Below are 15,381 nucleotides of genomic sequence, written 5' to 3' on the forward strand. Positions count from 1 at the left end.
GTTTTTATTGTTTTGTCCTGCGACCGACCTTTTCTTTCGTGAGTCGTGATTTGCCAGAATCAACGAAAAAAAGGATGCCTCATCGCAAATACGCTGCTACATTTGGCGATGTTAACGTTAACTTTTCTAAAAACAAAAATAAAGAGGGCTTTATGAAACAGCTCAAATCTCTCCTTCCAGCAGCACTGCTTACCCTTTGTGCCGGGCTTCCATCGCTTTCGAGCGCAGCCGATTTGACGATCTCGTGCGGGGCGGTGGGTGCAGAGTTACAACTCTGCAAAGAGGCCGTGGAGGCGTGGTCGAAACAGACTGGCAACAACGTCGAAGTGGTTTCCACACCTAACTCGGCGACCGAGCGGTTGTCGTTCTACCAACAGATCCTCAGTGCCCAGTCCAGCGACATCGACATCATTCAAATCGATATGGTGTGGCCAGGAATGCTGGCCAAACATCTGATGGATCTGCGCGAGGTGCTTCCCGCCAACGCGACCCAAGGCTACTTCCAGGCACAGGTGGATAACGCCACAGTGAACGGACGGCTGGTGACGATGCCGTGGTTCACCGACTCGGGTCTGCTGTACTACCGCAAGGACTTGCTCGAGAAGTACAACCAGCAGGTTCCCCAGACCTGGGAGGAAATGACTGCTACCGCGAGGAATATTCAACAGGCCGAGCGTACTGCCGGGAATCCCAATGCGTGGGGCTACATCTTTCAGGGGCGCGCCTACGAGGGCCTGACGTGTAATGCGCTGGAGTGGATCAGCAGCCAACCGGAAGGCGGACTGGTCAATCCACAAGGCGACATCGTGGTCAACAGTCCGGCTTCAAGAACGGCTTTGACCCTGGCGAAAAGTTGGGTGGGCGACATCTCCCCCCGGGGCGTACTCAATTACACCGAGGAAGAAGGACGTGGCGTATTCCAGTCGGGAAATGCGCTGTTCATGCGTAACTGGCCGTATGTCTGGGCCTTGGTGCAAAGCCAGGACAGTGCCGTAAAAGACAAGGTCGGGGTCGCGCCCCTGCCCCGCGGCGGCGAGGCTGGCAGCCATGCCTCCACCCTCGGTGGCTGGGGCCTGGCGGTATCGCGTTACAGCGCCCATCCAAAACTTGCCGCAGAGCTGGTGAGCTACCTGACCAGTGCCCAAGAGCAAAAACGTCGTGCCCTGATAGGCGCCTACAACCCGGTTATCGAGTCGCTCTATCAAGATCCCGAACTGCTCGCGGCCATGCCTTATTACGCTCAACTGCACAGCATTCTCAACGATGGGGTGATGCGCCCCGCTGCCATCACCGCCGATCGCTATCCACGGGTCTCCAATGCGTTCTTCGATCGAGTGCATGGCGTGCTGGCGGGCGAGCTGCCTGTCGATCAGGCGCTGGCCGAACTGGAAAGCGAACTCACGCGCATCAAACGCCGGAACTGGTAAGCCACAAGGAAGGAAATCACCATGTCTGTCTCTACTACCCATGCCCCTTGTGAGGAGCTGCTGCTCACCAGGGAAACGCCCGTGCAACGTCGTCGAGTGCGCGCCGCCTGGCTGTTTCTGACACCGATGTTGCTGTGTCTGGCCCTGGTGGCGGCCTGGCCGCTACTGCGCACATTCTGGTTCAGCCTGACCGACGCCAACCTGGCGGACACCGGTGGCGGAACCTTCATTGGCTTGAGCAATTACCTGTTCCACAACGGTACCAACTGGTCAGGCATTCTGGTCGATCCACAATGGTGGAACGCGGTGCGCAACACCTTGCATTTCACCGTGGTGTCGGTGGGACTGGAAGTCGTACTGGGATTGCTGGTGGCGTTGCTGCTCAACATCAAGTTCACCGGCCGCTCTCTGGTGCGTGCGTTGATTCTGATTCCCTGGGCGATTCCTACGATTGTCTCGGCGAAGATCTGGTCATGGATGCTTAACGACCAGTTCGGCATCATCAATCACCTGATGCTGAGCCTCGGCCTGATTGACGCGCCCCTGGCCTGGACGGCAGATGCAGATCTGTCGATGTGGGCGGTGATCATCGTCGACGTCTGGAAGACCGTGCCGTTTGTCACGCTGCTGATGCTGGCGGCCTTGCAGATGTTGCCGAGCGATTGCTACGAAGCCGCCAGGGTTGATGGCATTCACCCGTTGAAGGTGTTCTGGCGTGTCACGCTTCCCCTGCTGATGCCCGCTTTGCTGGTGGCGGCGATCTTTCGCATCCTCGACTCGCTGCGGGTATTCGACGTGATCTATGTGCTGACCTCGAACTCGTCGAGCACCATGAGTATGTCGGTGTATGCCCGCCAGCATCTGGTGGAGTTCCAGGACGTTGGTTACGGCAGCGCGGCCTCGACGCTGCTGTTTCTGGTGGTTGCGGTGATTGCCATGCTTTATCTCTACCTCGGACGCCGTCAACTGGAGGTCCGCTCATGAGCCCGCGCCTACTGAAAAAAGCCCTGTTGCGCCTCGGGTTCTGGTGCTTGATCGGGGTGTTGCTGCTGTATGCGGTCTTCCCTTTCTACTACGCCATCGTGACGTCGCTGAAGCCGTCCAGCGCCTTGTTCGAGGTGAGCTACTGGATCGATAACCCCGACTTCTCCAATTACGCGGCAGTGCTCAATCAAGCCTCATTCCTGCTGGCTATCCGCAACTCGCTGGTGGTTGCGCTGTGCGTGGTCACGCTGGCGCTGTTCCTCAGCCTGACCGCCGCCTATGCCCTGGGCCGGGTGAAGTTTCGCGGTCGCGGCACGGTGTTGATGATGGTGCTTGGGGTGTCGATGTTTCCCCAGGTTGCGGTGCTGTCGGGGCTGTTCGAAGTGATCCGCGCCCTGGGTCTGTACAACACCTCCTGGGCGTTGATCCTCAGCTACACGATTTTCACCCTGCCCTTCACCGTCTGGGTGCTGACCACGTTCATGGGGCAACTGCCCCATGAGCTGGAAGAAGCGGCAATCATGGATGGCGCCTCACCTTGGGTCACGCTGACCCGGGTGCTGTTGCCGCTGCTCTGGCCCGCACTGGTCACCACTGGCCTGTTGGCTTTCATCGCCGCCTGGAACGAGTTCCTGTTTGCCCTGACCTTCACCCTCACCGACACGCAACGCACGGTGCCGGTCGCCATCGCCTTGATTTCCGGCGGCAGTCCCCATGAGTTGCCTTGGGGGTTGTTGATGGCCGCCTCGGTGCTGGTCACCGTCCCACTGGTGATTCTGGTGCTGATCTTCCAGCGCCGAATCGTTTCCGGTCTCACTGCCGGCGCGTTAAAGGGTTGATGCCCAACAAAGACAAGGAACAGCATCGTGATCAAATTGAAACTGGACAACGTCAACAAACAATTGGGCGGCGCGCGGATTCTTCGCGACGTCAGCCTGGAAATCGCGGCGGGTGAATTCGTGGTATTCGTCGGCCCTTCGGGCTGCGGAAAATCGACCCTGCTGCGACTGATCGCCGGACTGGATTCGATCTGCGCCGGCGACCTGCTGATCGACGGCCGTCGGGTCAACGACCTGGAGCCGCGCGAGCGTGGCGTCGGCATGGTGTTTCAGTCTTATGCGCTGTACCCGCACATGAGCGTCTACGACAACATCAGTTTTGGTCTCAAACTGGCCAAGACGGAAAAGACCAGCCTGCGCGAGCGCGTGCTGAAAACGGCGAAAATCCTGCAATTGGACAAACTGCTGCAGCGCAAGCCAAAGGAGCTGTCTGGCGGGCAGCGTCAGCGTGTGGCCATGGGCAGGGCCATGGCGCGGGAACCGGACATTTTGTTGTTCGATGAGCCGCTTTCCAACCTGGACGCCTCCTTGCGGGTGCAGATGCGCAACGAAATCGCCCGGCTGCATGATCGACTGGGCTCGACCATGATCTACGTCACCCACGATCAGGTTGAAGCGATGACCCTGGCCGACAAAATTGTCGTGCTCAATGGCGGTCGCGTAGAACAGGTCGGCTCACCGCGCGAACTCTATGAGCGCCCGGCCAGCCGCTTTGTCGCCGGTTTTCTCGGTTCGCCCAGAATGAATTTTCTGTCGGCGCGCCTGCAGGCGCCAGGTGAAACCAGCTTGGTCGATACCCTCGTATGGGGCATCACGTCCCTGCCCTTCGACAGCTCGAACCTGGCGGCAGGCACGACGCTGAGCCTGGGGATTCGCCCGGAGCACATGTCGCTCACGGCGGCGGATGGAACCGCCGGCGTCGTCGTGACCGCAGTCGAATACCTGGGCAGCGAAACCTATGTGCACCTCGATACCGGTCACGACGAGCCCATGATCTGTCGTTGCGAGGTCAACGCCGGATGGCAGGCGGGCGATCGGGTCGAGCTGCAGCTGGACATCGGCAATCTGCACTTGTTCGACGCCGACGGCACGGCCTTGAAGCGCCACGCCATTGAAACCCTGCCCGAGGGCGTCCCTCTGCGCTCGGCACGAGCAAGCGCCCTATGACTGTGTATTTGAATCCCATGAACGACCCAATGTCTTGCGCCCTTGACCTTGCGCAGTGTGCGCTGAGTGACGGCCTGTCTCGCGTCATCCACGATTATCGACCCGGTTATCATCTTGCCCCTCCAGCGGGCTGGATGAACGACCCTAACGGGGTGGTGTACTTTCGTGGCGAATACCACGTGTTCTATCAACACCATCCCTTCGACGCGAAATGGGGCCCTATGTATTGGGGGCATGCCAAGAGTGCCGATCTGGTCCATTGGCAGCATCTACCCATTGCTTTGGCACCCGGTGATGATTTCGACCGCGACGGTTGTTTTTCCGGTAGCGCGGTGGTGTGTGGCGATACCCTGGCACTGATCTACACCGGGCACACCTGGCTGGGGGACGTGGGTGACGAGCGCTCGATCCGCCAAGTCCAGTGCCTGGCCACCAGTACCGACGGTATCCGGTTCATCAAGCATGGCGCCGTCATCGACACCGCACCGCAAGACACGATCATGCACTTTCGCGACCCCAAGGTATGGCAGGAGGATGACGGCTGGTACCTGATTGCCGGCGCACGTCTGGGCGATGTGCCGTTGCTCCCGCTGTACCGTTCCACGGATCTGCACGCCTGGGAGTTCCTCGACTATGTGTCCAGCGGCAGCGCGGGCGACGGCTATATGTGGGAGTGCCCGGATCTGTTCCGACTGAACGGACGCGATGTGCTGCTCTACTCCCCCCAAGGCATGCAACCCGAGGGTTACGAGCGGCTTAACAAGTACCAGACCGGTTATCGAGTGGGCCGACTCGACAGCGAGTGGCACTTCACCGGCGGGCCTTTTATCGAGCTGGATAACGGCCACGATTTCTATGCCGCGCAAACGCTCCTGGCCGCCGATGGTCGGCGCCTTGTGTGGGCGTGGCTCGACATGTGGGAAAGCCCGATGCCGAGTCAGGCCCATCACTGGTGCGGCATGCTCGGTTTGCCGCGCGAACTTGAACTGCATGCAGATCGCCTTTGCGTGTATCCGGCACGGGAGCTCACCGCTCTGCGCATGGCGCCCTTGCCGGGCACGCCCTGGTGGGATGAATCGGGAACCCGGTGCGTGCCGCAAGTGAATGGCGACATGCTCGAACTCCATGTGCATCTGGATTTGCGCGGCTGCACCGACGGCCACTTGGGAATCGCCTTGCGTTGCAGCGACGATGACCATGAAGAAACCCTGCTTTACTACGATGCATTGCTGCAGCGTCTGGTGCTGGACCGCAGCCGCTCGGGTGCGCAAGTCACCGGTCAGCGCAGCGTGTCGATAGACCCGACACAAGGGCGATTGGAGCTGCGTGTGTTCCTCGATCGCTCGTCCATCGAGGTGTTCGACGAAAACGGGCGCTTCAGCTTCAGCAGTCGCCTCTATCCGCGGCCCGACAGTCTGGGGGTGAAGCTGTTTGCCAGCGGGAGTGGCGGACGTGTCTCCATTCCCAAGGCATGGCCTCTGGCCTCGGGATGGCTATGAGCAGCGTCATTCGAGTCGCGAGAAGCCCGGGCCCTGTGTCATGATCCTGCGTCAACCTGACCGGCCTCGCCTCGCATGACTTCAGTGAAAGACGTTGCACAGCTGGCCGGCGTGTCCCTGATGACGGTTTCTCGAGCGCTCAATAATCCGGAAAAACTGAGCCCCGAAACCCTTCAGCGGGTGCGTCGCGCCATTGACGAACTGCAATTCGTACCGAGCCTGTCGGCGCGCAAAATGCGCGGCGACAACCTCCAGTCGCGAACCATCGGTGTGTTCGCACTGGACACCGCGACCACACCGTTCGCGGTCGAGCTGCTGCTGTCTATCGAACAGACCGCGCAGCAGGCCGGCTGGAATGTATTTATCCTCAACCTGTTGAGCAACCCGCCCACCGACCAGAACATCGACCTGATGTTGTCGCACCGTCCCGACGGGTTGATCTTCAGCGCCATGGGGTTTCGCCACGTGAGCATTCCCGAGCGCTTGAAGAGCAAACCCCTGGTACTCGCCAATTGCCTGGCAGATGACAGTGACCTGGTCAGTTATGTGCCAGACGACGAAACGGGGCAGTATCGAGCGGTACATCATGCGTTGAGCCAAGGCTATCGGCGCCCGCTGTGTATCAATCTGCCCAAACAGAGTCTGGCCTGGGGCCTGCGGCAAAAAGGCCTGCAGCGTGCCTGTCAGGCATTCGGCCTGGCGCCTGACGCACTCCTGCAATACGACCTTTCCGATCATGATGCCTATGGTGAAACCGCAGCCATCCTCGACCGGCACATTACTGAGGGTCGCCCCGAGTTCGACATTCTGATCTGTGGCAACGACCGGATTGCCTTTTGTGCCTATCAGCTGCTTTTGGGCCGTGGCCTGAAAATTCCCGACGATGTCGCCGTGCTCGGCTACGACAACATGATCGGCATCGCCGAACTGTTCCTCCCGCCGCTGACCACGGTGCAACTGCCGTACTACGAGATCGGTCGCAATGCAGCCCGGCACCTGATCGAGGCCCTGGAGGTCTCGGGAGCCCAGCCGGTTGATTGTCCATTGGTGGTCAGAACGTCGTTGTGAGCCATCAAAACCCTTTACCGAGGGCAAGCTCTCGGTAAAGGGCTGAGTGATTACTTGGGTGGAACGAAGTTATCCAGCATTCGATTCACCGCCAATTCCCCCAGCATGATGACCTGCTGAAGCGCCAGCAGTGTATTGCGGTGGGTGCCCTCCACCAATGCAGCGAGGTCGCTGGCCATGACACTGGCCGACGCCAGGTTTTCGCACGTTTGAACCAGCAAGGCTTCATGGCCGACATCCGGCGCAACCATATACATTGTGCTGGGTTTGCGTGGGGTGTTGTTCATGATCGCCGCCGGATTGAGGTAGAAATCGAGGGCGCGCTCGGCGGCTTCGTTGAGTTTTTTCGAGTCGAGGGATTCGTACGGGGATGCCGGATCGGTGTCCGGTGGGTTGGGCGTAACTTTGAACATAGCAGAAACTCCGATGCTTCTTAAAAGGAGCCAACACCATCTCGCTACCAAACGGAGGGTGGTGGCCATACGAAGGTTGGTAGACCGGGCATCGGAACCGGCGCTCCCGAAGGAGCCCTGCGCATGGCCACCATAAAACGCAGCCTTAAGAAAGGACCGCCGAAGGTGACGCTATGCGTCGATGCTGAGGGTCTACCAAACCCGATCGCTGTTATTCAGCGACAGGGAAACGATAGAGCCCGGGCCATCGGCGCACAAGCCGGCGGATTCTGGCTTAACCGTAGGCAACGGCGCAAGGTCTTGTAGCCCTTCGGGAAGTAACACGGAGTGTCTTTAAACACGCATCGTTAAACGCGAGAAGACTGCTCCGCCAGGGACGGTTACAGAGCTATACGCGCCTGTTCGTTGACCGCTTATTCGTTGGGATTTATCTCAGGCCTGAACAATTTACAAACGGAATATGACACTCCCTCCTTCGCGCCGTTCCATCTCCCCCTCCCAAGTAGTCTGAAACTCCCAGCCCACTTGGGAGTATCGGTCGATGCGCAATACCCGGCGTTTATCCATAGTTGCGACCAAAGGTCAACGGTCAGGCCTAGATGACCGCAACTGCCCAGGAAAAAGTCATGACTATTGAGCAAGATTCCTTGATTACGGCCAGCGCTCTGACCGTCGTAGCGACCGGCGAGGACGTTTCGCTGGACGAAACGACCGGGTTGCAGAACGCCACCGCCACGCCAGGCGCTACGGAAGACGCTAACGACAACGATACGGCGCTACCCCTGCCCTCGGCCTTCTCTACCCGTTTGACCGCCCTTGGGGCAGGTACCGCAATGGATGCGGCCTTGAGTGGCTATACCGGTGTCGTGGGCAATACGGGCAGCAATGCGTTCACCATCAGCGGCGCAACAAGCGCTACCGATGTCAGCTTCGTCGACAGCAATGGCGCACCACTCAATGACCTGGACAGCGGACTGGATACCCTCGATGGCACCAGCATCTTTCTCTATACCGATACGGTGAACAACAACATCCTTCTGGGCCGAGTCGGGGGTGCAACCGGCGCGATCGTGTTCGCTGCCTATATTGAAGAAACCGGATCGCCGGTCACGGGCGGCAAGATCTGGACCGTGGAGTACCAACCGCTCAGCAATCCAGATGCTACGGACCCCGATGATCCGGTCGATCTGGAGGATTTGGTTTTCGTCGGAGCCAGTCAGAACCTGGAATTCAGTCTCGATAAGGCGCCCTCCGGTCAGAACCTCTTCCTGATGTTCACGACAGCGACCCCGGCAACTGAAACGGTCAATGGTGTCGTGCGGATCACGGATCCCGCCGTCATTGCCACCGGCAAGTTACCGGCGAATCAGTCCGGGCTTGACCCCAACAGCACAGCCGACGACATCAATATAACGACCGGCGACACAATCAATACCAGCCAGGCGGGTGGGCCGACCACCTTCGGTACCAACAACCAGATGATTACGGAACAGGAAGGCATCCGTTTTTCGTTCGTCACCGGTGCCAGGCAGGATGTGACCATTCCCAACCTGGATCAGAATGAAGCCGATCTTGAATCCAACATCGACTACACCGGCGTGGTCAATGTGAAGACGGTCAGCTTCGACGTCGTGCAGTTGCAAAGCGGCAAGAGTGCTGTCGTAAAAATCAGCGCATTCACCACCGCTGTTGAATCTGGCACGCAATTTATCGACGGATATGCGAATGATACGAAGGTTGACATCGTCAATGTTCGCGTCCTCAACAGCGCCGGGACGGTGCTCGATAATTCAGACGGATCGGTGAATGACACGACCATTGGCATCACCATTACTAATGGGGTTGCAACTCTCACCGGCATTAAAGCCGGCTACCTGATTGAATACACCACAACGACGGATCACAACCGTGTGCTCGTCGAGAACGGGGCGGCCCTCGACGCCAAGGGCAATAACCACGCCGATTTTGATATCGATGGCCTCCACCTGTTCCAAGCCTCTATTACGAAAGCCGAAATCGGTTCTCAGATGATCTTCGAAGACGACGGGCCGGCGGCGGCCGGGACCGCTGTAACGGGAACCGTCGACGAGGACGGCCTGACCAATGGCATTGCCGGTGGAGTGGGCGACGTGACTGGCGAGGCGACCACGGCCAGCGGCAGCGTGACCGGCATCTTCCAGTCCGGCGTCGACACGCCACTGACCTATGCCTTGTCGAGTGACACCAGCGGCTTGCCGGCGCTGAGCTCGGGTGGAGTGGCGCTGGTGTACAGCGTCGTGGGCAACACGCTCACCGCCAAGGCCGGCACGACCGATGTGTTCACCTTCAGCCTCACCACAGCGGGCGCCTACACCTTCACGCTGCTCAAGCCGCTGGATCACGCGGCAGGCAACAACGAGAACGACATCACCATCAACCTGGGCTCGCTGCTGCAAGCCACCGACAAGGACGGTGACACGGTGACAGCTGCGGCCGAGAAGCTGGTCATCACCGTCGACGACGACACGCCGACCGCGACCGGCACTGCCGCAACGGGAACCGTCGACGAGGACGGCCTGACCAATGGCATTGCCGGTGGTACGGGCGACGTGGCTGGCGAGGCGACCACCGCCAGCGGCAGCGTGACCGGCATCTTCCAGTCCGGCGCCGACACGCCGCTGACCTATGCCTTGTTGAGTGACACCAGCGGCTTGCCGGCGCTGAGCTCTGGCGGGGTGGCGCTGGTGTACAGCGTCGCGGGCGACACACTCACCGCCAAGGCCGGCGCGACCGACGTGTTTACCTTCAGCCTCACCGCAGCGGGTGCCTACACCTTCACGCTGCTCAAGCCGCTGGATCACGCGGCAGGCAACAACGAGAACGACATCACCATTAACCTGGGCTCGCTGCTGCAAGCTACCGACAAGGACGGTGATACGGTGACGGCTGCGGCCGAGAAGCTGGTCATCACCGTCGACGACGACACGCCGACGGCAACCGGGACCGCCGTGACGGGAACCGTCGACGAGGACGGTCTGGCCAACGGCATTGCCGGTGGTACGGGTGACGTGGCTGGCGAGGCGACCACCGCCGGCGGCAGCGTGACGGGTATCTTCCAGTCGGGCGCCGACACGCCGTTGACCTATGCCTTGTCGAGTAACACCAGCGGCTTGCCGGCGCTGAGCTCGGCCGGGGTGGCGCTGGTGTACAGCGTCGCGGGCAACACGCTCACCGCCAAAGCCGGCGCGACCGACGTGTTCACTTTCAGCCTCACCACAGCGGGTGTGTACAGCTTCACGCTGCTCAAGCAGCTGGATCACGTGGCAGGCAACGACGAGAACGACATCACCATCAACCTGGGCTCGCTGCTGCAGGCCACCGACAAGGACGGCGACACGGTGACGGCCGCGGCCGACAAACTGGTCATCACCGTCGACGACGATACGCCCGTTATAGAGACACCCCCTGTGCAGGATGTCGATCCCGATTTGGGTGCGACGTCATGGACCTTTTCGGGTGACTTCGCCTACTCGATAGGTGCGGACAAGCGCGGGCCGACCTACTCTTCGGCAGCGGACAGTGATTTTGCCGCACTCGCCCTCTCTGGTACGGCGAACGATGTTGCGATCGTTGATCCAACGGTCACCTGGGATTCAGAGAATCTCGACGCTGCCACGTTTAACGTGTCGTTCAAATACGATCACGATCGCAATGCTGGCACCGATCCTGAACTGGTGGAAGGCACGCTGGTGTTTGACAAAGCCAATGACACCTATACGTTCGAGATGGATGCGCTGCAAACGACGCAAGACGTCACGCTGGGCGAAGGCACTGGATACGAAACGTATGACGTGGATGGTATGGAGCCTTCCAGTGGCCCATCACCTGTGGCCACTGGGAAGCTTGGGGAAGGTTTCTTCATCCAGATCACGGGCTTCGAGGCACCACTTACTGCCGGCGGCAATAATGTTGTGACGTCGGGTGAGCTTGTGAGCGGCACGCAGGCCCCTGTAACCTTGTCCAGCACTGCTCTGGGCGTCTCCGGAAATACGATCCAGGCAGGTGAAGCGGCCAACATCAATTTCTTCCAGACTGATCCGAAAGGAGATCTGGGCGCCACCAATTACAGTTACGCGACCGATTTCTTTATCAAGTTCGATGGATACGAGACTGAAAGCGATGATCTTTTGCTTATCGTCAGTCTTGCTGATGCAAATGATTCCTCCATCACTACAACACGTGCCATCTACGTCGACCAAGGCGATGTGTACGAGAACGATACGAACAACTCCGATCTTGTTGGAACCAAGTACGAGGCCCTTATCCTCAACGACCCAGCCGATCCGAACGACCCGTTCCTGGACAATAATGATGCTCTGTTGATTGTTGAAAGCAATGACTTCAACATTCAGACCGGTGATAACTGGCTCATCAAGGGTATTCAGATTCTTTCGAATGATGCTGGCCTTACGGGCAGCGCGATAAATCTGAATCGCAATGTCGGTGACGATGGCGCAAGCAGCACTTCCGCACAGCCGGTCAGTGGTCTCGTCGGGCCTGGAAACACGATTGCGGAGGATACGAGTACGAATCCGCTGAAGATCATCGATGCTGGTTTCTCCACCACCACGACTACACCAGCGACCCTTGATCTAACGCTGGATTTCAAGGTCGTCGATGCAGATAGCGATTTCACCGATGTCCAGACGATTGACATCGAAAATCCTGTCGTGGTCGAACTGGTGGGAGTCACTAACCTGGCACCGACAGATCTCGTGCTTTGATCACTAAGGAAGTCTGAAAACCGCTGCAGGTACACGGCCTGGCTCCCGCAAGGGGCCAGGCCGTTTTTTATTGGGCCACTGCGGTCCCTGAGCCAAGGCCGGACGAGCCTTGCGGCATGTCCTCATTCACAAACGGAATAGGCGGCACCGTTCCTTCACGCCCTCGTGCTGTTCCCCCATCCAAGTAGTCTGAAACTCCCATTCCGCTTGGGAGTATCAGCCGATGCGCAATCCCCGGCCCATGCCCATAGTTCGGGCAATGGTCAACGGTCAGGCCTCGATGACCGCAATTGCTCGGGAGAAAAATCATGGCTATTGGAATCACCGGCGTGAACGTTTCGCTGGACGAAACGGCCGGATTGCAGAACGCAACCGCCACGCCAGCCCCTGCGGGAGACGCTGACGACAACGACATTCTGGTGGCCTCCCTGCCCTCGGTCTTCGCTACCCGTTTGACCGCACTGGGCGCAGGTACCGCAACAGGTGCAGCCTTGAGTGGCTATACCGGTGCCGTGGGCAACACGGGCAGTGATGCGTTCACCATTACCCCTGACCCCGGAGCCAGCATTACCGATATCAGCTTCGTCGACAGCGCTGGCGCCCCCCTCAATGGCCTGGACAGCGGACTGGACACCCTCGATGGCACCAGCATCCTTCTCTATACGGACACGAACAACAACATCCTTCTGGGCCGAGCCGGGAGCGCAACCGGCGCGATCGTGTTCGCTGCCTATATCGAAGAAACCGGATCGCCGGCCACCGGCGGCAAGATCTGGACCGTGGAGTACCAACCGCTCAAGCATCCAGATGCTACGAACCCCGATGATTCGCTCAATTTGCTGAATAAGGTGTTCGTCGGAACCAGTCAGGACCTGGAATTCAGCCTGGCCGGTGCACCCTCCGGTCAGAACCTCTTCCTGATGTTCACGAAAGCGAACCCGACCGTTGTCGACGACGGTGGTGTCTTGCGGATCACGGATCCCACCATCATCGCCACCGGCAAGGACCCCGCAGACCAGTCAAGTGGCGTCAATATAAACACTGGCGACACGATCAATACCAGCCAGGCGGGTGGCCCGACCACCTTCGGCACCAACAACCAGATGATTACGGAACAGGAAGGCATCCGTTATTCGTTCGTCACGGGTGCCAGGCAGGATGTGACCGTTCCCAACCTGAGTCAGACCGAAGCAGATGTTGAAGCCAACATCGACTTTACCGCCGTCTTCAATGCGAAGATGGCCAATTTCGACGTCGTGCAGTTGCAAAGCGGCAAGAGTGCTGTGGTAAAAATCAGCGCATTCAGCACCACTGCTGAACCTGGCGTGAATTTCATCAACGGCTATGCGAACGATACGCCGGTTGCCATCACCAATGTTCGCGTCTTCAACATCAGCACCGGGCTGGTGATCGAGAATTCAGACGGCTCGGTAAATGATCCGACCATTACCATCAGCTTTGATGCTAATGGGGTTGCAACCATCACCGGCGTTAAAGCCGGCTACCAGATTGAATACACCACAACGGCTGATCACAACCGCGTGCTCGTCGAGAACGGGGCGGCCCTCGACGCCAAGGGCAATACCCACGCCGATTTTGATATCGGTGGTTTCACGCTGCTCCAAACTGCTGTTACGACCGCCGAAATCGGCTCCAGGATGATCTTCGAGGATGACGGCCCTGCACTCGCCTTTGGCAACCTGATCGGCACCGGTAGCGTCCTGCCACAAACCGGGTATTGGAGTCATTCGGCTGGCGCCGACGGGCTGGATACGAACGGTCTGGATATCTCGGTGAATAACCCGTTCACCCTCGTCAGGCCAGACAACACCACCACGACCGGGACCGCCACACTCACCGAGCAGTCGCCCTCACCGGACGGCAACGGCGCGTACCAATTCGCCGGGACGTTGACCGCCGATTTCGACAACAACGCCGCCACGGCGGATACCACCATCGACTACACGTTGAGCGCCTATGCCGATGGCCGCTATGTACTGGATCTGGTGCAAGGTTTCAGTTCGACGGTCGTGCTCAGCAGTGCCGATGGCTCGCTCGGTGCTGGCGGCCCGGATCCAGTGCGCACATTGTTGATTCCAGAGCAGGATCCGCCGACTGTTCCTTCGCCATCTGAGGAGATTGTCTTTTTTGGTGTTAACGCAACCACTTCCTCAAGCGACATCTTTTCCGCCATCGGGCCGGGAGCGCCCGACCTCACCGAAGCGCAAGTAGAAGCCGGCGGCTTTGCATTCCTCGGCACCGCGAACATGAACGTCAGCACGTCCGGCATTGGTATTGGCAACAACAACCTGGATGGAAACACAATACCAGGCATCAATGGCGCTGACCCCAATGACTCCAAATCCGTGGGTGACGAGAGTTTCGTCATCAACCCCGAGACGTTGTTGACGGGCATGAAAGTGTTTATCGACAACTCGGTGCAGGGGTACAACCCGGCAACGGAAGAGCTGTATTACACGATCTTCTACGCGGACGGCACCACTTCGGGTTCGCCGACGAAGGTTCTTGCTGCTGATCTGACCTCGGAGGCCGGGGGACAGACGTCCTTCGTCATCGAGAGAGAGGGCTCCAAGCTCATTGACGCGGTTCAGCTCACGATGGGCCTGGGCACGATCAAGATCCCGGTGATCCAGTTCATTCAGGAGACCGCGAGCCTGGCCAGTGATATCCAGCTGACGTTCAACGCGACAGTGACGGACAGGGATGGGGACTCGGCGACGAGTACGTTTGACGCCAACCTGTTCGCCAACGACTTGACCGGCACCTTCGACTACACGCTGGTGGGTACGGGCGGTGAGCGTGATGCCTTCAACGTCGACTTGTCATTCGATGAGAACCTGTACCAGGTCACCGGCTTCGATGCGAACGCAAACCTGCGAGACACCCTGGTGCTCAACGGCGACCAGAACGCCGCTGTCCAGATTGACACCAGCGGCGCAGACAGCATCGTGACGGTTACCGAAACGGGCGGACAAATCACGACCATCACCTTGGTCGGGGTTGATGTTCTGAGTAGCGACATTGTTTATGGCAGCGCCTGAGGCGTCGCGCGCGTAGAAGGATGCGAGGGTGGCACAAGCCTTCCTCGCATTTTTTTGCAGTTCCAACAGGCGATCCGCACGCTCGCAACAACCTGGGCACCCTGCGCCAGACCACCAACGAGAACGACTAGGCCGAAACTCCCACCCCGCTTGGGAGTA

General features: G+C 59.0%; 9 protein-coding genes. 8 read left to right on the forward strand and 1 reads right to left on the reverse strand.

The window, feature by feature from the left end:
• Positions 1-152: 152 nt before the first annotated feature.
• The 6 genes from PSH97_RS15885 to PSH97_RS15910 all read left to right on the forward strand — a co-directional run bounded on the left by PSH97_RS15885 (position 153) and on the right by PSH97_RS15910 (position 6,984).
• Positions 153-1,427, forward strand: coding sequence for an ABC transporter substrate-binding protein (locus tag PSH97_RS15885; protein WP_305445752.1), 1,275 nt, complete (start codon positions 153-155; stop codon positions 1,425-1,427).
• Positions 1,428-1,448: 21 nt separating this feature from the next.
• Positions 1,449-2,411 (forward strand): carbohydrate ABC transporter permease, encoded by a 963-nt coding sequence (locus PSH97_RS15890; protein WP_305445753.1) that lies wholly within the window; start codon positions 1,449-1,451, stop codon positions 2,409-2,411.
• Positions 2,408-3,250, forward strand: a complete 843-nt coding sequence (locus tag PSH97_RS15895; protein ID WP_305445754.1) for a carbohydrate ABC transporter permease — start codon at positions 2,408-2,410, stop codon at positions 3,248-3,250. Before PSH97_RS15890 ends, PSH97_RS15895 begins: the two co-directional genes overlap by 4 nt.
• Before the next feature lie 27 nt (positions 3,251-3,277).
• Positions 3,278-4,417 carry an ABC transporter ATP-binding protein gene (locus PSH97_RS15900; RefSeq protein WP_305445755.1) on the forward strand — a complete coding sequence of 380 codons (1,140 nt, stop codon included), beginning with the start codon at positions 3,278-3,280 and terminating at the stop codon, positions 4,415-4,417.
• A complete protein-coding gene (locus tag PSH97_RS15905) occupies positions 4,414-5,916 on the forward strand; it encodes a glycoside hydrolase family 32 protein (protein ID WP_305445756.1) in 1,503 nt (500 codons plus the stop codon). The genes PSH97_RS15900 and PSH97_RS15905 overlap by 4 nt, the downstream gene beginning before the upstream one ends.
• A 75-nt stretch (positions 5,917-5,991) precedes the next feature.
• A complete protein-coding gene (locus PSH97_RS15910; protein ID WP_305445757.1) occupies positions 5,992-6,984 on the forward strand; it encodes a LacI family DNA-binding transcriptional regulator in 993 nt (330 codons plus the stop codon).
• Positions 6,985-7,034: 50 nt separating this feature from the next.
• On the opposite strand, the gene PSH97_RS15915 is transcribed toward PSH97_RS15910, so the two are convergent.
• The gene (locus tag PSH97_RS15915) at positions 7,035-7,397 is read right to left on the reverse strand and encodes a DUF6124 family protein (RefSeq protein ID WP_305445758.1); all 363 of its coding nucleotides are present in this window, start codon (positions 7,395-7,397) and stop codon (positions 7,035-7,037) included.
• A gap of 626 nt (positions 7,398-8,023) precedes the next feature.
• Between PSH97_RS15915 and PSH97_RS15920 the strand changes: the two genes are divergently transcribed.
• On the forward strand, positions 8,024-12,160 hold the full coding sequence (locus PSH97_RS15920) for a T1SS-143 repeat domain-containing protein (protein WP_305445759.1): 4,137 nt from the start codon (positions 8,024-8,026) through the stop codon (positions 12,158-12,160).
• Between the two features lie 308 nt (positions 12,161-12,468).
• On the forward strand, positions 12,469-15,222 hold the full coding sequence (locus PSH97_RS15925) for a DUF5801 repeats-in-toxin domain-containing protein (protein ID WP_305445760.1): 2,754 nt from the start codon (positions 12,469-12,471) through the stop codon (positions 15,220-15,222).
• Positions 15,223-15,381 lie beyond the last annotated feature (159 nt).

Source organism: Pseudomonas cucumis (assembly GCF_030687935.1).
GTDB classification, from domain to species: domain Bacteria; phylum Pseudomonadota; class Gammaproteobacteria; order Pseudomonadales; family Pseudomonadaceae; genus Aquipseudomonas; species Aquipseudomonas cucumis.

Bases quoted from the DNA above. Each gene is read 5' to 3' on its own strand.
- PSH97_RS15885 (WP_305445752.1), top strand. From the start codon at position 153: ATGAAACAGCTCAAATCTCTCCTTCCAGCAGCACTGCTTACCCTTTGT.
- PSH97_RS15890 (WP_305445753.1), top strand. From the start codon at position 1,449: ATGTCTGTCTCTACTACCCATGCCCCTTGTGAGGAGCTGCTGCTCACC.
- PSH97_RS15895 (WP_305445754.1), top strand. From the start codon at position 2,408: ATGAGCCCGCGCCTACTGAAAAAAGCCCTGTTGCGCCTCGGGTTCTGG.
- PSH97_RS15905 (WP_305445756.1), top strand. From the start codon at position 4,414: ATGACTGTGTATTTGAATCCCATGAACGACCCAATGTCTTGCGCCCTT.
- PSH97_RS15910 (WP_305445757.1), top strand. From the start codon at position 5,992: ATGACTTCAGTGAAAGACGTTGCACAGCTGGCCGGCGTGTCCCTGATG.
- PSH97_RS15915 (WP_305445758.1), bottom strand. From the start codon at position 7,397: ATGTTCAAAGTTACGCCCAACCCACCGGACACCGATCCGGCATCCCCG.
- PSH97_RS15920 (WP_305445759.1), top strand. From the start codon at position 8,024: ATGACTATTGAGCAAGATTCCTTGATTACGGCCAGCGCTCTGACCGTC.
- PSH97_RS15925 (WP_305445760.1), top strand. From the start codon at position 12,469: ATGGCTATTGGAATCACCGGCGTGAACGTTTCGCTGGACGAAACGGCC.